General features: G+C 35.7%; 21 protein-coding genes. 20 read left to right on the forward strand and 1 reads right to left on the reverse strand.

Going from position 1 to position 19,115, the window contains the following annotated elements; translation table 11 throughout:
- Window positions 1–37 precede the first annotated feature (37 nt).
- The 9 genes from gcvH (at window position 38) to ACN5J7_RS01810 (ending at window position 8,927) form a co-directional block, all read left to right on the forward strand.
- Window positions 38–418 carry a glycine cleavage system protein GcvH gene (gene gcvH, locus ACN5J7_RS01770; RefSeq protein ID WP_418602416.1) on the forward strand — a complete coding sequence of 127 codons (381 nt, stop codon included), beginning with the start codon at window positions 38–40 and terminating at the stop codon, window positions 416–418.
- On the forward strand, window positions 411–785 hold the full coding sequence (locus tag ACN5J7_RS01775) for a VanZ family protein (RefSeq protein WP_418602417.1): 375 nt from the start codon (window positions 411–413) through the stop codon (window positions 783–785). The genes gcvH and ACN5J7_RS01775 overlap by 8 nt, the downstream gene beginning before the upstream one ends.
- A gap of 63 nt (window positions 786–848) precedes the next feature.
- Window positions 849–1,568 (forward strand): energy transducer TonB, encoded by a 720-nt coding sequence (locus tag ACN5J7_RS01780; protein ID WP_418602418.1) that lies wholly within the window; start codon window positions 849–851, stop codon window positions 1,566–1,568.
- Window positions 1,569–1,879: 311 nt separating this feature from the next.
- Window positions 1,880–2,665: an energy transducer TonB gene (locus tag ACN5J7_RS01785; protein WP_418602419.1), complete on the forward strand. Its 786-nt coding sequence runs from the start codon at window positions 1,880–1,882 to the stop codon at window positions 2,663–2,665.
- 150 nt (window positions 2,666–2,815) lie between these two features.
- A complete protein-coding gene (locus tag ACN5J7_RS01790) occupies window positions 2,816–4,915 on the forward strand; it encodes a gliding motility protein RemB (RefSeq protein WP_418602420.1) in 2,100 nt (699 codons plus the stop codon).
- A 395-nt stretch (window positions 4,916–5,310) separates the two neighbouring features.
- On the forward strand, window positions 5,311–5,532 hold the full coding sequence (locus ACN5J7_RS01795) for a hypothetical protein (protein ID WP_418602421.1): 222 nt from the start codon (window positions 5,311–5,313) through the stop codon (window positions 5,530–5,532).
- 2 nt (window positions 5,533–5,534) lie between these two features.
- Window positions 5,535–5,789 (forward strand): hypothetical protein, encoded by a 255-nt coding sequence (locus ACN5J7_RS01800; protein WP_418602422.1) that lies wholly within the window; start codon window positions 5,535–5,537, stop codon window positions 5,787–5,789.
- 36 nt (window positions 5,790–5,825) lie between these two features.
- The gene (locus ACN5J7_RS01805; protein WP_418602423.1) at window positions 5,826–6,140 is read left to right on the forward strand and encodes a hypothetical protein; all 315 of its coding nucleotides are present in this window, start codon (window positions 5,826–5,828) and stop codon (window positions 6,138–6,140) included.
- Window positions 6,141–6,167: 27 nt separating this feature from the next.
- Entirely contained in the window at window positions 6,168–8,927 is a 2,760-nt protein-coding gene (locus tag ACN5J7_RS01810; protein WP_418602424.1) for a T9SS type A sorting domain-containing protein, read from the forward strand.
- 305 nt (window positions 8,928–9,232) lie between these two features.
- Here ACN5J7_RS01810 and ACN5J7_RS01815 read toward each other — a convergent pair whose 3' ends face one another.
- A complete protein-coding gene (locus ACN5J7_RS01815) occupies window positions 9,233–10,129 on the reverse strand; it encodes an MBL fold metallo-hydrolase (protein WP_418602425.1) in 897 nt (298 codons plus the stop codon).
- A gap of 151 nt (window positions 10,130–10,280) precedes the next feature.
- Between ACN5J7_RS01815 and cyoE the strand changes: the two genes are divergently transcribed.
- From cyoE to ACN5J7_RS01870, 11 genes are all read left to right on the forward strand, one after another.
- On the forward strand, window positions 10,281–11,174 hold the full coding sequence (gene cyoE / locus ACN5J7_RS01820) for a heme o synthase (protein ID WP_418602426.1): 894 nt from the start codon (window positions 10,281–10,283) through the stop codon (window positions 11,172–11,174).
- Window positions 11,175–11,176: 2 nt separating this feature from the next.
- On the forward strand, window positions 11,177–11,758 hold the full coding sequence (locus ACN5J7_RS01825; protein WP_311937256.1) for a cytochrome c oxidase subunit 3: 582 nt from the start codon (window positions 11,177–11,179) through the stop codon (window positions 11,756–11,758).
- A 135-nt stretch (window positions 11,759–11,893) separates the two neighbouring features.
- Entirely contained in the window at window positions 11,894–12,871 is a 978-nt protein-coding gene (locus tag ACN5J7_RS01830; protein WP_311937258.1) for a cytochrome c oxidase subunit 3, read from the forward strand.
- A gap of 22 nt (window positions 12,872–12,893) precedes the next feature.
- On the forward strand, window positions 12,894–13,274 hold the full coding sequence (locus ACN5J7_RS01835) for a cytochrome C oxidase subunit IV family protein (RefSeq protein ID WP_311937261.1): 381 nt from the start codon (window positions 12,894–12,896) through the stop codon (window positions 13,272–13,274).
- 126 nt (window positions 13,275–13,400) lie between these two features.
- Entirely contained in the window at window positions 13,401–14,117 is a 717-nt protein-coding gene (locus ACN5J7_RS01840) for a hypothetical protein (protein WP_311937264.1), read from the forward strand.
- A 150-nt stretch (window positions 14,118–14,267) separates the two neighbouring features.
- Entirely contained in the window at window positions 14,268–15,011 is a 744-nt protein-coding gene (locus tag ACN5J7_RS01845; RefSeq protein ID WP_311937266.1) for an SCO family protein, read from the forward strand.
- Window positions 15,012–15,058: 47 nt separating this feature from the next.
- The gene (locus tag ACN5J7_RS01850; protein ID WP_311937268.1) at window positions 15,059–15,592 is read left to right on the forward strand and encodes a DUF420 domain-containing protein; all 534 of its coding nucleotides are present in this window, start codon (window positions 15,059–15,061) and stop codon (window positions 15,590–15,592) included.
- 25 nt (window positions 15,593–15,617) lie between these two features.
- On the forward strand, window positions 15,618–15,836 hold the full coding sequence (locus ACN5J7_RS01855; protein ID WP_311937270.1) for a hypothetical protein: 219 nt from the start codon (window positions 15,618–15,620) through the stop codon (window positions 15,834–15,836).
- 94 nt (window positions 15,837–15,930) lie between these two features.
- A complete protein-coding gene (locus ACN5J7_RS01860) occupies window positions 15,931–16,632 on the forward strand; it encodes an ABC transporter ATP-binding protein (protein WP_418602427.1) in 702 nt (233 codons plus the stop codon).
- Window positions 16,625–17,854, forward strand: coding sequence for an ABC transporter permease (locus tag ACN5J7_RS01865; protein WP_418602428.1), 1,230 nt, complete (start codon window positions 16,625–16,627; stop codon window positions 17,852–17,854). The genes ACN5J7_RS01860 and ACN5J7_RS01865 overlap by 8 nt, the downstream gene beginning before the upstream one ends.
- 2 nt (window positions 17,855–17,856) lie before the next feature.
- The gene (locus ACN5J7_RS01870; protein ID WP_418602429.1) at window positions 17,857–19,101 is read left to right on the forward strand and encodes an ABC transporter permease; all 1,245 of its coding nucleotides are present in this window, start codon (window positions 17,857–17,859) and stop codon (window positions 19,099–19,101) included.
- The last annotated feature ends 14 nt before the right edge of the window (window positions 19,102–19,115 follow it).

Genomic DNA, 19,115 nt, shown 5'->3' on the forward strand with positions numbered 1-19,115 from the left:
CATTTGTGAAACTATAAACGAACTAAAATTATTTTAAATGAATATTCCATCAGAATTAAAATACACCAAAGACCACGAGTGGATTCGTATTGAAGGCGACATCGCTACTATTGGCATTACCGATTTTGCACAAAGCGAATTGGGCGACATCGTATATGTTGAGGTTGAAACCGTTGACGAAACCCTCGATGCCGAAGAAGTTTTTGGCACCGTTGAAGCTGTAAAAACCGTATCCGATTTGTTCTTGCCTTTATCTGGTGAAATCATTGATTTTAACGAAGTATTGGAAGACGAGCCGGAAAAAGTAAATAGCGATCCTTATGGCGACGGTTGGATGATTAAGCTTAAATGCTCAGATCTTTCGCAAACAGAAGGCCTTATGTCTGCCGACGATTATAAAGCACTAATCGGTGCTTAAAAAATACGCACTTGTACTTGCGGTATTTTACTCGCTAGGGTTAGCAACAGTAAGTTTAATAACACTTAAAAACTTACCAAATGTTGGTATTAATTTTGCCGATAAAATATTTCATTTTATAGTATACGGTGTGTTGGCATATTTATGGTTTAACACCTTTTTTTTTAAGTTTAAATACAAAAAACGAAAGGCCATATTTTATGCGGCATTGTTTTCAATAATATTTGGTATAATAATTGAGGTATTACAAGGAAGCGCTACAGCATCAAGACATACTGATGTTTATGATGCCATAGCAAATACTTTGGGCGTGTTATTTATGGTAGCAATACTGTTAATTAACAAAAAAATGCATATTAAAAATTAATAATCGTTTGCTTTTTTGACAAATAAATGGTTAATTTAGCAATCTTCAAAAAACAATTAAATTATGGAACCTAAAAAAAATCCTAAGGCAAATGTAGGGCGAAACAGTTCGTTGTATTTTGCAATTGGCTTAGCTTTAATGCTATTCTTAACAAATTATGCGATTAATTACAAAACGTATGATAAGGAAGCTATTGATATCGGACAATTAAATTTAGATGATATTGATGACGAAGAAATTCCGTTAACAGAACAATTACAAACACCGCCACCACCACCGCCACCACCAGCAGCTCCAGAAGTTATTGAGGTTGTAGAGGATGAAGAAGAGGTAGAGGAAACGGTGATTGAATCAACAGAAGCCGACCAAGAAACCGAAATTGTTGAGGTTGAAGAAGTAGAGGTTGAAGAGGTTGAAGAGGATATCGAAGTTCCTTTTGCAGTTATTGAAAACGTACCGGTTTTCCCAGGATGCGAAAGCGGAAATAATGAAGCGAAGAAAGCTTGTATGTCTGAGAAAATTACAAAGTTTGTACAAAAGAAGTTCAATACAGATTTGGCAGGCGATTTAGGATTATCAGGAAGACAGCGTATTAACGTAATCTTTAAAATTGATAAATCGGGTAATATTACAGGTATTCGCTCAAGAGCACCGCACCCTGCTTTAGAAAAAGAAGCGGCAAGAGTAATTAACTTATTGCCTAAAATGAAACCAGGAAAACAACGTGGTAAAGCCGTAACCGTTCCATATTCTTTACCAATTATTTTCCAAGTACAAGATTAATTAAAACCATAAAGCATTTATAATTATTTAAAACCTCGAAGTTCACTTCGGGGTTTTTTTATTTTAATTTCCTTTTGGAGAGGTTAAAACTGTTATGCCAAGGCTTTGAATGAGGTATATAAAATCCCGTTACACTTACTGCAACGGGATTTCTTTTTTGGTATGCTTATTGTGATTTTATCATAATATTAACATTTAAACTATAATAATTATGAAATGAGCATAAACAAAATTGTGTTTATATTCCTGGAAACAATAAATTTTGTTTTGCGAATTGCATTTGACCTTAGTTTGATATAAAACATTAACAAATGAATAATCAAAAAGAAACTCACGAACTCATTCGGCAAAATGAGCTAACTGTGAAAAAATCACAAAAGCATGAGGCAAATTTACAAAAAAACTCCATCATTTATTTTCAAATTGGATTGATTGTGTGTTTGCTGGGAGCCTATGGCTTGTTTGAAATGAAATTTGAAACGACCATCTCCACTTATGGTAACTTGCCCGATTTTGAAGAACCAACTTATGTTGATATTCCAATTATTAAAACGGTAAAGCCAACTATGGAAGAGCCTGTTAAACAGAAACAAACTAAATCTCATGAGTTTGAAGAAGTGCCAAATGATACACCCGATAATCTTTTTAAAGATGATCCAATTGAAAAACCTTCAGATAATTTAAACCCACCGATTGACCCTGGAGATATTGATGTTATTCCTGTACCAGAGGAAGTGCCCGTTCCAATTGCATTTGTAGAGCAAGTACCCATCTATCCAGGTTGTGAAAAGAAAAAAACAAATGACGAAAGGCGTCAATGCATGTCTGAAAAATTAACCAAACTCATTCAAAAAAAGTTTAATACCGGTGTTGGTGAGGATTTAGGTTTGTCTGGAAAGCAAGTTATTCGTACACAGTTTAAAATTGATAAAACAGGCCATGTAACCGATGTTAAAGTTCGAGGCACGCATCCTGAATTGGAAAAAGAAGCACAGCGTGTCATCAATAAAATCCCAGATATGACTCCGGGAAAACAGCGCGATAAAAACGTTGGAGTAAGTTATACGTTACCTATTGTATTTAAAGTTCAGAATTAATAAGTCTAATTACTTTTAAAATATTAAATCCGTTATCAAATAAATTGATAGCGGTTTTTTATGGTTCCGAAAACTTGTGAATAGGTTTAATCGGTTCTAATCTAAAAATTATAGTATCTTTCAGCTCAAAATCAATGCTTATTAAATCCTATGAAGCAATTCATTGTCCTACTTCTACTTTTAGTTCAAAATAATGTATTCTCGCAAGATACTTTTCAATATGAAAAACCACCGGTTTTCCCCAATTGTGAATCAGTAGACATTGAGGCCTTGCAACACTGTTTTGACAACAGCGTATTCACCCATATTTTCTATAATTTTAAAGTGCCACAAAAGACTTTAGACGAAAATTACAAAGGCAACGTTGCCGTGCTTTTTGAAGTGGATACCACAGGTACATTTAAAGTGATTTATGTCGATGCCATTTATAACGAATTAAAAGACGAAGCAAAACGTGTTTTTGCATTGTTCCCCAAGGTAAAACCGGCAACTTATAATGGACGAACGACTTATAAGCAATATTCCATAGCCATTAAAATACCTTTGGTAAATCCATCAAACAGTTCTAAAAATGTTACCGAGGTTGATGAAATCTCTAAACTGGAAGCGGCTGCAAAAGCAGAGTTTGACAGTGTAAACAAAAGTATAAAAGCCTTTGAAAACAAAGGATATTCAAGCCAGTTGAACATTCCTTTTACTCATAGTGACTACGCCAAGTTTGATAGAAATATGAACCTTATCGGCACCAATAGCCACACGGCATCAAAGCCATTTGTTTATGATGAGGTTTCGAATTATTACGATTTTAAAGCTGAAAACCAAAAACTCCAAAAAGAAACCAACACGTGGGCAGGAAAAAAACTTTGGAACGAACATTTAGTGCAAATACAAAGTAAGGATTATTGGTTTACCATCGACCCGATTTTCGATTTGCAAGTGGGTAAAGATACCGATGCCGATTTTAATTCAACCTACAACAACACCCGCGGGTTTTTGGTACAAGGTGGTTTGGGGAAAAAACTGAATTTTTATGCCTCGGTTTTCGAGAGCCAAGGGCGATTTGCACAATACGTTAATCGATATGCCGAAAGCTTAAAAGCCTTTGGACCGGATCCGGCCATTATTCCCGGGCGTGGTATCGCCAAACGTTTTAAAAGCGATTCTTACGATTATCCGGTTGCCGAAGCGTATTTGTCATACGCGCCAGCAAAGTTTATAAACATACAGTTTGGCCACGGTAAGAATTTTATTGGCGATGGGTACCGTTCGCTATTATTAAGCGATGTGGCAAGTCCGCACCCGTTTTTAAAATTGAACACCAAATTCTGGAAAATAAAATACACCAATACTTGGCTATGGTTAAAAGATGTGCGACTGGAAGTAACTGAAGATGGCGCTTTTTTAACCAAATATTTGGCAAGCCATTATTTAAGTTGGAATGTTTCAAAACGATTTAATTTAGGCTTGTTTGAGTCGGTAATTTGGACGAACTCGAATAACAGGGGTTTCGATGTTAACTATTTAAACCCCATTATTTTTTACAGGGCTATTGAGTTCGAAACGGGGCAAGATGCCGGAAATGCCATAATTGGCGCTTCGGCAAAATACAAATGGAACGATAATGTAAATATTTACAGTCAGTTTGTTTTAGATGAATTTTCGCTGGGCGATATAAAAGGCGGTGAGAGAAGTTGGAAAAACAAATACGGATATCAAATAGGGGTTAAATATTTTAATGCCTTTAAAGTTGATAATTTAATGCTTCAGTTTGAATATAACCGCATACGGCCTTACACCTATTCGCACAATACGATTGCGACAAATTACGGACACAACAGCCAATCGATGGCGCATTTATGGGGCGCAAACTTTAGTGAAGCGATTCTAATTGGGCGTTACCATTACAAGCGTTGGTTTGCCGATGCGAAACTTATTTTTGGTGTTCGCGGATTGGATTTTAACGATGGCACCGATAATTTTAGTTACGGCGCGGATATTTTTAGAAACTATAACGACCGCCCTTTTGATACCGGTGTTGAAGTTGGGCAAGGCATAAAAACAAAAACCTTTAACGGCAATTTGAAAGCGGGTTACGTCATTAATCCGGCATCAAATTTAAAGCTGTTTACCGATATTAGTTTTAGAAACTTTAACCCAGAAGCTATTACAACTTCAACGTTTAAAAGCAACACCGTTTGGTTTAATTTTGGACTACGAACCGATTTGTTTAATTGGTATTTCGACAACTAAAGTTGTCGTGCTGAACTTGTTTCAGCATCTCATAATTCTTTTCCTAAAACCAAGTTGAACTCATTCCGATGCATATCGGGATCTTATCAATTTCATCCTTCCAACAAAGGAGGGAATCTCAATTTTGAGAAGTCTTTATTTGGCGCATTCAAAATTGTAAGCTGAACTATTCCCGATACATATCGGGAACTTATAAACTTTGTCATTCCTGCGAAAGCAGGAATCCCATAAAAAGAACCTAACCTTTAACTGACTCCTTTCTAAACTTCATTTTACGGGTTTCCCACAGCAGTAAATATTAAAAACCATCTGTTTTCGATGAAGTGCATAGTATTACTTATGCTTTATGCCGTTTTTTTTCTTACATTTATTTTAAAATTTAAGCCCAATATATTATGAAAAAGTTATTATTTGTTTTATCGCTTACCTTAAGCTTGTCTTGTTGTAATAAAGACGACAACCCAAGAAACCCCATAGACCAACTACCACCAGCTACACAAACTGGAGAGAATACGTTTGGGTGTTTGGTTAATGGAGAACCATTAGTTATAACTAACTCAAGAGAACAAGTAGCTATCTATCAACAAGGACAATTGCAATTTGGAGGGGGGGCATAACTATGATTTTAGGTGATCCAATAAAAATTAATGAGGAATATGATTTAACAGGTAAGGCTAGATTTTTTGTTGATCCAAATCCTCAATTAGGTTGTCATTATGATTTCCAAGACTCATATCAAGGAAATTTAATATTTAGTAAAATAGATAGAGTTAATTATTTCATTTCAGGAACATTTTCATTTTCTACTATTACTAATAATTGTGAGGACATAAAAATCACCGAAGGGCGTTTCGATATGAAATATATCCCGTAATAATATAATTTTTAAACATTTTAATCCATTTTAATTATGAAAAAACTACTCGTTTTTACACTACTCTGTATTGCCTTTTTTTGCGGTAATGCACAAAACAATGATTACTACAACCGCATGCAACATGTGTTTGGTAACATTGATAAAACCAAAGTTACAACAGGTTACCTTAAGGAATTTGGGATTCGGTTTAATGAAGTGGAAAACTACAATGGCGTTTTAAGCACCAATAACCTTGTGGATAAAACCCAATGGCAGTCTTTGTACAGTTCACTCTACACCATGCGTGTAGGTACTGTAGCCCAAAATATGATAGTACCAAATACGGTATTCAACAATTTAAAAAACTAACAAGCCAACAGTACAGAAGATGTGTTATTGGCGGCGCAGTATTACACCTACCAACAATATAAAACCAATGCGGTAAGCAATGGCGATGTTACAGTTAGTAACGACCGTATTTATGACGTGGCAGGTAGAAACCCGTACGATACCAAAACCATTTTTGGGGTTGCACCATTAAAAAAACAATTACAGGGTAATACCTTTAGCTTTAAACTGCCAAGTGGTTTAATATATACCAACACCAGTTTAACCCTAAGCCAAGTACAAATGGATTTTGACGATGGCAATGGTTACCAAACCATCACACTTAATACCGCTAAAAATGTTACTTACAGTTCTGGGGGTGAAAAGGAGCTAAAAGTAAAGTTTGTATATAGTGGTGGTCCAACCCTATATAGCCATTCCAAAATTTGGGTAGATTATATAGCACCGCAAGGCGGCCCATTGGCGCGGTTTAGCGGTAATGGGTTTCTTAACCAAAATGGTACTTTGTGGTTTAACAACCCTGTAACAGGCAATCCTTGGAATGGAGGCAATGCAACAGGGCGGATAACCATAGAATTGGCACCTGGGCACACCCAACTCACCAAACCCCTGATTGTAGTGGAAGGTTTTGACCCTGATAACCGATTTAATTATTTTAGTTTGATTAATTCTCAAGAGCCAGGAGGTTTAGAAGTTGATTTAGACCCTAACCCTTCAAATTTTTATAGTTTAAATGAAGCCATAGAAGATGAAGGTTACGATTTGGTATTTATAGACTACGTAAACAGTACCGATTATATACAGCGTAATGCCTATATGGTAGAGGAAGTAATACGCCAAATAAACCAACTAAAAGTAGGCAATGAGAAAAACGTGGTCTTGGGTATGAGCATGGGTGGTTTGGTGGCCCGTTATGCTTTACGCGATATGGAGATTAACAGCGAAATTCACGACACTAAACTCTACATTAGCCATGATGCACCGCACCAAGGTGCTAATGTGCCTCTTGGTTTTCAAGCTTTAGCAAGACATTTATATGGCGAAGAAATTAGTATTCCTATACTGTTAAGTTTAATTGATTTTGACATTGTAAGCTTGCCAAGTTTAGTTCCAGATTTAAATAATGGTTATAATTTATTACAATCTCCAGCGGCACAACAAATGCTTACGTACCAATTACAAGGTGCTGGGGCTAATGTTTCTGTAAATAACAACACATTACACGATAGTTTTTCCACAGAACTTTCTAATATGGGATATCCGCAGCAAAATGGCATCAGGAATATTGCCATAGCCAATGGTTCAGAATGTGGCAACCCTTTAGGTTTTAACGCATACGATACCTTGGTAGATGTTAATGAGACAGTAGATTTGCCTTTTTTTATTACTAACGTAGCATTAGCGTTTATAAACCTAGCAGGTTGGAATCCTTTAAAATCAATAAGCTCTCTTTTGTCAACAAATACAGATATTAAAGTACAAGTTAATGTTAAGGCATTGCCAAATCAAGAATCTAAACAAATATATAAGGGAAAAATTTTCATTAGAAAAGCAGTTTTAGGGTTTATAATTATTCATGAAGATTTGATAGATCAGAAAACGCTTAATTCTTCATCATCCATGTTGCCATTGGATAATGCCAATGGTGGTGTCTATAACATTGATACATTTGTAACGCTACCACCAGAATTTAATAGTTATGTTTTAGAACGTGAATTTAATTTTATACCTACTTTTAGTAGTTTGGATATTGGTGGTGGCAACCAAACTATAAACTATTTGGATTTAAACAAAGCTTATTCGCCTTTGTCTCCTCCAAAGTCACCAAAAAACACACCCTTTGATAATTTTTTCACAAACGAATTAAGTAGCGAACAACATATTCAGTTTACGTTAAATAATGGTAATTGGCTTATTGAAGAATTAGATAGTGATAATAATCAAGGCTTTTTTTCTTGCGCTTCAACAGATTGTACAGGAACTTTAAATTTAAAAATATTAGGTAAAGAGAATATTTGTGGAACAAATTCTGAAGCTTATTCTGTAGGTAACTTGTCATCTTTAGTAAATCCAAATTGGAGTATTTCACCTTCGGGAGATTTTACTCTAGCTACAACTGGAAATAATATTATTGTTACGCCTAACAGTAATTTTACTGGCAATGCTACATTAAGAGCAATAATTAGTACTCAATGTGGTGATTTTTTTACACTAACAAAAAAAATATGGATAGGAAAACCAAAAATTAATAATCTCCCTCCTGGTCCTGGACAGGCACCTTCAAATACTTTTTGCCAAACCTATAATTATGAACCTCAAAACTCAATAACGGTTGATGCACAAGGCCTTGATTATGGCACTTCAAATAGCGATTGGGAATGGACACCAATTACAAATAACTTTATTTATAATACATATAAAAATAAAATTAACATTATACCTCATCAATTAGGTACTATAGTTTTTACAGTTAGAGTAAAAAATTCATGTGGTTGGTCTGTACCCGCTATATTTCAGTATCTGGTTACAGATTGTGGGCCTGGTGGAGGGCAACAGTTTAGAGTGTCTCCAAACCCAGCTACCAGTACTATAAATATTTCACATAAAAACACATCATCAGAATTTATAAAACAATTGGACGATATAACACAATTAAAGCTTTACGATTTTTCCAGCACTGTTTTAATTGAAAAACGTAACGGTAGTTTAAAGACATTAAACATATCCAGACTAAAAGAAGGTATTTATTATTTGGAAATTACTTCTGGTGATAAAACAGAAGTGCATAAAATTGTAGTAGATAAATAAAGGCTATCTAAAATTAAATAAGAAAGAGACCATTCGGAAGAAAGGTCTCTTTTTATATTTATGAATCATTAATGTCCGGTTAAGAATATTTTTGGTTTCACAAACCATTATTAGAACAATGGTTTTCATGGGTTTTTAAAATAGCACCTTACTTTTCGGAATGGTTTTATGGAAATAGAGCAAGTCAATTTTCTTTTGAAGTTATACCTGTTTGTCAGGTAGTTAAATCCGAGTCTTGGTTCTAATATCTAAAAGCGAAGCGGTCTTATGTCTTTTATCGGATAATACTGATTATGGATAAATTTTCACTCTTCCTTCAAACTAATATAAAAAGCACGCCTGATCTGCTCATCGTTTATAAACCAATCGCCATAATTTAAAGCGGTATATTCTTTGGTAATGGCTGCGTTATTGGTTACTTCGGCTTCGGTCTTGCCTTTTTTAATTTCGGCCAAAACACGGGTTTTTAATGTTTCGAGCATGGTTAAATACGCGGTAAGTTCTTGTTTATTGGACAGGTTTCGGTGTCCCGGAATAATTTTGGTGTCGTCGTCAACCAGCATTAAAGCGTGTTTTGCAGCGTTTATATAGCCGTTTACACTGCCACCCGTTGATAAATCGATAAACGGGTATTTGCCCTGAAAATAGGTGTCGCCCATGTGCAGTACATTGCTGTTGGGGAAATAAATCATGGCATCGCCATCGGTATGCGCATTATCGACATGAAACACCATAATATCTTCGCCGTTCATGTGAAAGGTGATGTTGTCTGAAAATGAAACCAAGGGTAGTTTTGTTGGTGACGCTTTGGTGGTTCTGTCGCGATATTGGTCAAATTGGTCAACGCTCATGCGCTTTCTAACATTGTCGTGCGCTACGATTATAGCGCCTTCGTTTTTAATGTTTTCGTTACCGCCAACATGGTCGTGGTGCCAATGGGTGTTAATTAAAAATTTTATGGGTTTATCGCTTATCGCCCTAATGGCTGCCAGAATTTTTGGTGTTAAGGGTGCAAATTGGCTATCAATCATAATAATTCCATCATCGCCAACCGAAATTCCAATATTGCCACCTTGACCTTCGAGCATATAAATGTTTTCGGAAAGTTTATGGGTTTTTATGACAACCTCGTTGTTTTGGGCACAGGTCAAAAATGCTACCGAAAGAGCCAAAAAAGTGCAAATGGTTTTTAGTGTTTTCATTTTAAAGATATGTGAAGCATTAGTAGTGCTATAAAAATACAAAATTATGGGCGAAGCTGTGTTTTTTATTTTTTGAATACTTTGGTGGGTTAAATTGGTTTAATAAAGTATCTTTGCAATCGCGTTATAAAACGACCAAGAAAAGGAAACATTGAGCAAGTCAAAATCTTCAATAGCAACCCATTCAGTAATTTCAGATTTTAAGGAAATCACTAAAATGCGATTGGCGTTAAGCGTGGTGTTTTCGTCCCTTGCCGGTTATTTATTGGGTGCCGAAACGGTAGATTTTACAACCTTGGTTTTATTGGCTTTTGGTGGTTATTTTATGGTTGGCGCATCAAATGCCTTTAATCAAATTATTGAAAAAGATTTGGATGCGTTGATGAATCGTACCAAGGATAGGCCTATTCCCGCCGGACGCATGTCGGTAAACACTGCTTTTATAATCGCTTCTATTTTTACGGTTTTGGGCATTATTATTTTGTACAGCATCAATAAGCAAACTGCCATGTTTGGTGCCATTTCCATATTTTTATACACCTGTGTTTATACACCTTTAAAAACCAAAACCCCGTTAGCGGTATTTGTTGGCGCCATTCCGGGAGCCATTCCATTTATGTTGGGTTGGGTTGCCGCTACAGACAATTTTGGCATAGAACCCGGAACTTTATTCGCGCTACAATTTTTTTGGCAATTCCCTCATTTTTGGGCCATAGGTTGGTTTTTGTTTGAAGATTATAAAAAGGGCGGATTCTTTATGCTACCTACGGGAAAACAAGACAAAGGCACCGCGGTACAAACCATAATGTACACCATTTGGACTTTGATAGTATCAATTATTCCGGTGTTTGGTTTTACAGGAGAATTACAATTGTCTATCGTATCGACGGTCATAGTATTGCTTTTAGGATTGTGGATGCTGTATTACGCCATTCGCTTATTCAAATTAATGACTGAAAAATCAGCTAAACAATTGATGCTGGTTAGTGTGTCTTATATCTCATTAGTGCAAATAGTATATGTTATAGATAAATTTATTAGATAACTATGGATTTAACTCAAGGAACTTTAGAAGAAAAAAATAACAGAGCCAAAAAAATGATGCTTTGGTTTGGAATCGTTTCACTTATTATGTCGTTTGCGGGATGGACAAGCGCATTTATAGTAAGTAGCTCCAGACCCGATTGGTTATCGGATTTTCAGTTGCCAAACGCATTTATAATAAGTACCGTTATTATTGTAATAAGCAGTATTACATTTATTTTAGCTAAAAAAGCTTTAAAAAAAGAAAATAGGCAAGCCACCACATTATGGTTGTTAACCACATTGGTGTTGGGTATCGCATTTATTTCCTGTCAATTTATGGGCTTTCAGCAAATTATAGATTTGGGATATAATTTTACGGGGCCAACTAGCAATGTTACCATGTCTTACATTTACTTGATAGCTATTGTGCATATTTTGCACGTGGTTGTTGGGTTGGTTTGTTTGTTGGTGGTAATTTATAATCATTTTAAACAAAAGTACAATCCGAGCAAAATGTTAGGGTTCGAGTTGGCGGCTACCTTTTGGCATTTTATAGATATACTGTGGGTGTATTTATTTTTGTTTTTATACTTTGCCAAGTAATATCTGTTGTTAAATTAGGCCATTGCAAACTATTTAGTAAAGTTTTTATTTGTGTTTTTTTGAATTTTAGATGCGGATGTTTCTTTAGATAAATAAATTGATTATTTTTGTCCAACTAAAAAACAACCAATACATATGAGTACTACAGTTGTAAATACTGGAACGGAAGGAAAAACTTGGGGTGGAGGAAACAAGCCGCTAAAAGCCAGTTACGGTAAATTGATGATGTGGTTTTTTATCACTTCTGATGCCTTAACCTTCACAGGGTTTTTAGCAGCCTACGGATTTTCAAGATTTAAATATGCCGAAATTTGGCCTATTGCAGACGATGTTTACACACACGTCCCTTTTATTCATGGCGATTATCCAATGATATTCGTGGCATTCATGACCTTTATTTTAATTATGTCGTCCGTAACCATGGTTTTGGCCGTTGATGCAGGGCATAAATTAGATAAGGCAAAAACCACCATTTATATGTTTTTAACCGTTATAGGCGGACTTATATTTTTAAGCTCACAAGCTTATGAATGGACCACGTTTATAAATGGTACTTATGGCGCTGTTGGAACGCATGGCGGGAATATTATCCAGTTTGTTGATACCGATGGAAAACGTGTGGCTTTAAAAGATTTTGCCATAGCCGAACATTCTGATCGCGAGCAACATTTAAGAAATAACGGCTTGTGGTTTAATGGAGAAAAAGCCTTGACTAGCTTTAATTTAAATGAAGTGATTGCAGGTTTTGAAGCTAACTCAGACTTATTGATTAAAACAACTTACGCAGATGAACACGGACATAAAATTATTTTGTCCAGAAGTGAATCGTTAAACGAATTAAAAACCAAAGGTAAAAATGTAGTTGAGGGCGCCAATCTTATTCAAAACGAATATGGCCCACCACTATTTGCAAACTACTTCTTTTTTATTACAGGTTTTCACGGTTTTCACGTATCTATTGGGGTTTTGTTAAACGTTATAATTTTCTTTAACGTGATTTTGGGAACCTACGAGCGCAGAGGAAGTTACGAAATGGTTGAAAAAGTAGGGTTGTATTGGCACTTTGTAGATTTAGTTTGGGTGTTTGTATTTACATTCTTCTACTTGGTTTAATTCGAAAAAAACAGATTATAACATGGCACACGAACATAAATTAGAAATTTTTAGAGGTTTATTAAAGTTTAAATCCAACACCCAAAAAATTTGGGGTGTATTAATCTTTTTATCGCTTGTAACTGCAGTAGAGGTTGTTTTGGGTATTTACAAACCAGAAAGCTTAATGGTAAAGGTTTTGGGCATGAAACTCTTAAACTGGATATTCATCATCTTAACCGTTGTAAAAGCGTATTACATTACATGGGATTTTATGCACATGCGAGATGAAACTAAAGCGCTTAGGCGCATGGTGGTTTGGACTGCAGCAATCTTAATATTGTACCTAATATTTATCCTATTACAAGAAGGCGGATACATTTTTGATGTTTTTAAAAAGGGATTTGTAAAAGACGATTTTTAAAAGAATTTAATTTGAATATACCTGTGTATATTCGAAGTGTTAAATAGAGTTATAAAGGCGGTTATTAAACTGCCTTTATTTATTTTTGTAAACCAATAATTTGGGTGATTTAAAGGTCAGTATATAATGTATTATAAAAAAATTAGCCGCTATGTCGTTTTAGGAGTTTTGTTCTTTCTTCCCGTAACCTTTTTATTGTTTTTATACCCAGCAACGCACAATTACGAGCCGTTGGAGGTTGTAAATAAAAACGTATCGGATTTACAGGCTTTCGCATCAAATTCAAATGATTCCATTGTTTTAAAGAATCACATAACCGTCCTGGGTTTTTTAGGAAATAATCCTATGGACAAGCTTATCGCAAACTCGAATTTAAAGGAATTGGTATACGATAAGTTTAAGGGCTTTAAACGATTTCAAATCGTAATAGTGGCGCCTAAAGGCACTGAAGCTGTAGTTGAAGATCTTAAAAGGGAAATAGCATCTTATGAAGACTTGCGGTTTTGGCATTTTGTGTTTGGTGAACCCAACGATATTCAGCGCTTGTTTTTTAGTTTAAAATCGAAAGAGAATCTCAATGACGATTTATCATCAAACCACGTGTTTGTTGTTGATAAAGATTTAAGCCAACGCGGAAGATTGGATGACAGAACAGACAGGGAAATTGAAAAAAACAAACCGGTTTATGGGTTAAGCTCCTATGATTGCATTGAGGTTGCCGAAATTAAAAATAAAATGAGCGACGATTTACGTATTTTATTTACTGAATACAGACAAAAACGAAAAGGCGAATTTAACTCGGATACCCGAAGAGCAAACGATTTAAAATCAGAAACAAATTAAAACTGGTTTGCCACACTTGAGTTACAAACACTAAACGAAACTATCCTTCAAGGTTTTAAAAATCTTGAAGGTATTGCATAAAAAAAAGAAGATTCTCTCCTTCACTTCGACAAGCTCAGCGTGACACGAGGGAATGTAAAAAGAATTGAAATGAAAAAAACGAATTATTCATATATAGGCATCGCATTTATAATACTTGTTTTCGGAATCATTTTTATTCCCAAAATAATGGATAGAATTTCCAATAACGATGTAATTCGCAACGAAAGCAGAAGTGATTTTGCCAACGATAAAAAAACATCGATTTCAGATTTATCATTTATCGAAATTAATGGCGAACCTAAAAAAGTGCCAGCATTTTCATTTACAAATCAAGATGGAAAAACCATCACCAATAAAGATTACGAGGGTAAGGTTTATGTGATTGAATTTTTCTTTACCACTTGCCCAACTATTTGCCCACGGATGAATGCAAACCTTATTCAAATTCAAAATACCTTTAAAGGTTTTGAGGATTTTGGCGTGGCGTCTTTCACTATAAATCCCGGATACGATACGCCGGAAATCCTTAAAGATTATGCTGAACATTATGGCGTAACAAACCCCAATTGGCATTTAATGACCGGCGATAAAAACACCATTTATAAATTGGCTAACGAAGGCTTTAATTTATATACGGGCGAAAATGAAGCGGTTGAAGGCGGTTTTGAGCATTCGGGAAATTTTGCCTTAATCGATAAAAACGGATTTATCCGCTCCAGAAAAGACCGGTTTGGAAACCCCATAATTTACTACCGAGGCATCGTGTCGGAAGCAGAAGGCGTTGATGAAGACGGGATTAAAGAAGAAATTAGCGCTTTAAAAGAAGATATTAAAAAATTGCTGAACGAATAAATTAACGTCATTCTGAACTTGTTTCAGAATCACATAATTTTTTTAAAATGAATAATCAAGACCCTATTTTAGACGATAAGAAATACAATAAGCTAATTGTTGTTTTGTCCATTGTTATCCCCATTATTGTAGCAGCCTTGTTTAGCGTGAGAATACCAAATGTAGAGCCTTTAAGTTTTTTACCGCCCATTTATGCTACCATAAACGGACTTACAGCAGTTATTTTGGTCATTGCCTTTTTTGCCATAAAAAAGAAAAACAGGGTGTTGCACGAAAATTTAATGACCACCGCTATTTGGTGTTCAGCACTTTTTTTACTCATGTACATGGCGTATCACATGACCAGCGATTCTACAAAATTTGGAGGCGAAGGTGTTATAAAATATGTATATTACTTTGTTTTGTTAACACATATTGTATTGTCTATCGCCGTTGTTCCATTCGTATTAATTACGTATGCCAGAGCCATAACAAACAATTTTGAGAAACATAAAAAAATAGCGAGAATCACATTTCCGTTATGGCTATATGTTGCCGTTACGGGTGTTATTGTTTATATTATGATTTCGCCTTATTACTAACCTATAAGGTTTTTAAAACTTAATTATGAAACGTAAAATCATTTTACTTCTATTTTCTTTCCTCTTTTTTCTGGAAACCAATGCCCAATGCGCTATGTGTCGCGCCGTTTTAGAAAGCGAAGAAGGACAAACCGCAGCCCAAGGCATTAACGATGGTATTGTATACCTCATGGCTGTTCCCTATATTTTGGTGTTTGGTATAGGATTTTTTATTTATAAGAAATATAATACGTTAAAAAAATAATAAAAACTTTTTTTAACTTATATTGTAACATTTCTTTGTGTTACTAGTCTAATTGCAAAGTGCTTTAGCTAAAACTTAAAACCAATCATTGCCCATGTTAAAAATCAGTCAGCTTCACAAGTCCTATCCCATAGGCGATTCCAGTTTACATGTTTTAAAAGGTATCGATCTTTCTGTTGAAGAAGGAGAAATGGTTGCCATAATGGGCTCTTCGGGTTCAGGAAAATCTACTTTACTAAATATTATCGGTATGTTAGATGAAGCTGATGAAGGCGAATATATCCTTGATGGATTGCAAATAAAAGATCTTACCGAAAAAAAAGCAGCCGTTTACAGAAATAAATTTTTAGGGTTTATTTTTCAATCCTTCAACCTAATCAACTATAAAAACGCCCTTGAAAATGTGGCGCTTCCGTTGTATTACCAAGGCATGAAACGCAAACAGCGCCAGGAATTGGCCATGTTTCATTTAGAAAAAGTAGGTTTGGCAAATTGGGCGCAACATTTACCAAAAGAACTTTCCGGAGGTCAAAACCAACGTGTCGCCATCGCAAGAGCCTTGGCTGCAAATCCAAAATTATTATTGGCTGATGAGCCCACAGGTGCTTTGGATACCACAACATCTTATGAGATTATGGCTTTTATTCAGCAGTTAAACGATGAAGGCAAAACCATACTAATGGTAACACACGAGGAAGATATTGCAAACATGTGCAAGCGTATTGTTAGGCTACGCGATGGTGTTATAATAGAAGATAAAAAAGTACAACAGGTTAGAGCCCAACAGCATGTTTGATTTAGACCTTTGGCGCGAAATATTTCAGAGTATCAATAAAAACAGAACCCGAAGTTTATTGTCGGGTTTTACGGTTGCGTTTGCCATATTGTTGTTTACCATTCTTTTTGGTATTGCCAATGGTTTAAAAAACACCTTTGCCGAAGCCTTTGTCGATGATGCCAATAACTCCATTTTTATTCATTCGGGAAGAACTACAAAAGCACATAAAGGCTTACAGGCCGGTCGTCGTATTCAGTTTAAAAACGAAGATTTTAGTTATGTAAAAGGTGAATTTGGCAATAAAGTTGAATTTATTACGGCACGAATTTATAGAAACGTACAGGCCTCTTTCAGGAACGAACAAAACAATTACAGCTTAAGAGCCGTGCATCCAGACCACCAATTTTTAGAAAAAACAAAAATAAAGGAAGGTCGATATATCAACCAAAGCGATTTACATAACAGAACAAAAGTTGTTGTAATTGGTAGATTGGTTGAAGAAGATTTATTTTTAAAAACAACGGCATTAGGGAAATACATTAACCTGAATGGCATACAATATAAAGTTGTTGGCGTTTTTACAGATGATGGCGGCGATAACGAAGAGCGATTGATTTACATGCCAGTAACAACAGCGCAACATCTATATGGCAACAACGACTATATCGATCAAATAAACCTCACCTACAACCCTAAAATGGGCTACGATGAAGCCTTGGCTTTCAGTACCTTATTAACTCGAAAACTTAAAGACCGTTTTTCTGTTGCCAGTAGCGATCAAAGAGCCGTTAGGGTTCGTAATATGGCAGAAGGCACAAAACAGGTAGACGCACTAACAGGCGGTTTAACCGTAATTATTCTGGTTATTGGTTTTGGTACTTTAATAGCTGGAATTGTGGGCATAAGCAACATCATGATTTTTATTGTAAAGGAACGTACCAAAGAAATTGGTATCCGTAAGGCATTAGGGGCGTCGCCGCGATCTATAGTTTCCATCATTTTAATCGAATCTATTTTAATAACGGCGATGGCGGGTTACGTAGGTTTGGTAATTGGTGTTGGTGTTTTAGAACTTGTTAAACCCTATTTGGTAGACTATTTTATAAAAGACCCAGGTGTAAGCAATAGCCTTGTAATTGGCGCTACCATTACGCTTATTACGGCTGGCGCTATTGCGGGATATTTACCGGCAAAAAAAGCATCGAAAATTAAACCTATTGTAGCATTAAGAGACGATTAATTATGTTTAGATTTTTATTCGACAGAGATACATGGCAAGAAGTTTACGATAGCTTTAGCAAAAACAAACTAAGGTCTATACTTACTATGGTTGGTGTTTGGTGGGGTATTTTATTGTTAATTGGGTTGTTGGGTTCTGCTAAAGGCTTGGAAAATTCATTTAACAGATTGTTCGGGAGCTTTGCAACCAACAGTGTTTTTGTTTGGGGACAAAGTACCAGCAAACCATTTAAAGGCTTCCAAGAAGGCAAGCTAGTGCGGTTAACATTGTCTGATGCCAAAAAAGTAGAAGAAAACGTGGAAGGCATTGAGTTTGTCGTTCCTAGAAATCAAAATCAGGCACAAGTTATTCGGAATTTCTTATCGGGTAATTTTGGCATCAATGGCGATTATCCATTGTTGGACCAAGTTCAAAAGAAAAAATTAATTCACGGCAGGTTTATTAATCAGAACGATATTGATGATAATAAAAAGACAGCTGTCATTTCAGAAGAAATTTATAAACAGTTATTTGAAAAGGACGAAAATGTTATCGGCGAGTACATTCAAATAAACAGCATCAATTTTAAGGTTGTGGGCATGTTTGAAAACGGCAATGTCAATATGGGTCCCACATCCGATATCCATATTCCGTTTACCACCTTTCAGCAAATATACAATCAAGGCGATAGAATTGGTTGGATGATGATAACCGGAAAACCCGAATACGATATCAAACAAATTGAAAACGACGCTAAACTGTTACTAAAAAACCTAAACAGCATTCATCCCAACGATAAGCGTGCCTTTGGTAGTTTTAATCTCGGTAAAGAATTTGCAAAAGTCACGGGTTTTTTAACGGGCATGCAGTTTTTAACGTGGTTTGTAGGCATTGCCACCTTAATTGCCGGCGTGTTTGCCATTGGTAATATTTTGCTTATTACGGTTAAAGAACGCACCAAGGAAATTGGCGTACGTCGTGCCTTGGGCGCCACACCTTTCGAGATTAAAAGGCAAATAGTGGTCGAGGCTGTATTTTTAACCTTATTGGCTGGATTGTTAGGTATTATTTCTGGCGGGTGGATTTTAATTTTATTAGACCATTTTTTCGGACAAGGAGCAGACGCCGCCATTGTAAACGCATCAGTCTCTATCGCCGTTGTATTTATAGCATTAATAATTTTAGTAGTATTAGGGACTTTAATAGGCTTAATTCCGGCATTTAAGGCCACGAGTATAAAACCAATTGAAGCATTAAGAGAAGAATAAACAATCATAAAAAA

The sequence above is a fragment of the Hwangdonia sp. genome (genome assembly GCF_048381975.1).
GTDB lineage: Bacteria > Bacteroidota > Bacteroidia > Flavobacteriales > Flavobacteriaceae > Hwangdonia > Hwangdonia seohaensis.

Bases quoted from the DNA above. Each gene is read 5' to 3' on its own strand.
- ACN5J7_RS01840 (WP_311937264.1), top strand. From the start codon at position 13,401: ATGTATTATAAAAAAATTAGCCGCTATGTCGTTTTAGGAGTTTTGTTC.
- ACN5J7_RS01850 (WP_311937268.1), top strand. From the start codon at position 15,059: ATGAATAATCAAGACCCTATTTTAGACGATAAGAAATACAATAAGCTA.
- ACN5J7_RS01845 (WP_311937266.1), top strand. From the start codon at position 14,268: ATGAAAAAAACGAATTATTCATATATAGGCATCGCATTTATAATACTT.
- ACN5J7_RS01835 (WP_311937261.1), top strand. From the start codon at position 12,894: ATGGCACACGAACATAAATTAGAAATTTTTAGAGGTTTATTAAAGTTT.
- ACN5J7_RS01870 (WP_418602429.1), top strand. From the start codon at position 17,857: ATGTTTAGATTTTTATTCGACAGAGATACATGGCAAGAAGTTTACGAT.
- gcvH (WP_418602416.1), top strand. From the start codon at position 38: ATGAATATTCCATCAGAATTAAAATACACCAAAGACCACGAGTGGATT.
- ACN5J7_RS01785 (WP_418602419.1), top strand. From the start codon at position 1,880: ATGAATAATCAAAAAGAAACTCACGAACTCATTCGGCAAAATGAGCTA.
- ACN5J7_RS01790 (WP_418602420.1), top strand. From the start codon at position 2,816: ATGAAGCAATTCATTGTCCTACTTCTACTTTTAGTTCAAAATAATGTA.
- ACN5J7_RS01855 (WP_311937270.1), top strand. From the start codon at position 15,618: ATGAAACGTAAAATCATTTTACTTCTATTTTCTTTCCTCTTTTTTCTG.
- ACN5J7_RS01865 (WP_418602428.1), top strand. From the start codon at position 16,625: ATGTTTGATTTAGACCTTTGGCGCGAAATATTTCAGAGTATCAATAAA.
- ACN5J7_RS01815 (WP_418602425.1), bottom strand. From the start codon at position 10,129: ATGAAAACACTAAAAACCATTTGCACTTTTTTGGCTCTTTCGGTAGCA.
- ACN5J7_RS01800 (WP_418602422.1), top strand. From the start codon at position 5,535: ATGATTTTAGGTGATCCAATAAAAATTAATGAGGAATATGATTTAACA.
- ACN5J7_RS01830 (WP_311937258.1), top strand. From the start codon at position 11,894: ATGAGTACTACAGTTGTAAATACTGGAACGGAAGGAAAAACTTGGGGT.
- ACN5J7_RS01805 (WP_418602423.1), top strand. From the start codon at position 5,826: ATGAAAAAACTACTCGTTTTTACACTACTCTGTATTGCCTTTTTTTGC.
- ACN5J7_RS01780 (WP_418602418.1), top strand. From the start codon at position 849: ATGGAACCTAAAAAAAATCCTAAGGCAAATGTAGGGCGAAACAGTTCG.
- ACN5J7_RS01825 (WP_311937256.1), top strand. From the start codon at position 11,177: ATGGATTTAACTCAAGGAACTTTAGAAGAAAAAAATAACAGAGCCAAA.
- ACN5J7_RS01795 (WP_418602421.1), top strand. From the start codon at position 5,311: ATGAAAAAGTTATTATTTGTTTTATCGCTTACCTTAAGCTTGTCTTGT.
- ACN5J7_RS01860 (WP_418602427.1), top strand. From the start codon at position 15,931: ATGTTAAAAATCAGTCAGCTTCACAAGTCCTATCCCATAGGCGATTCC.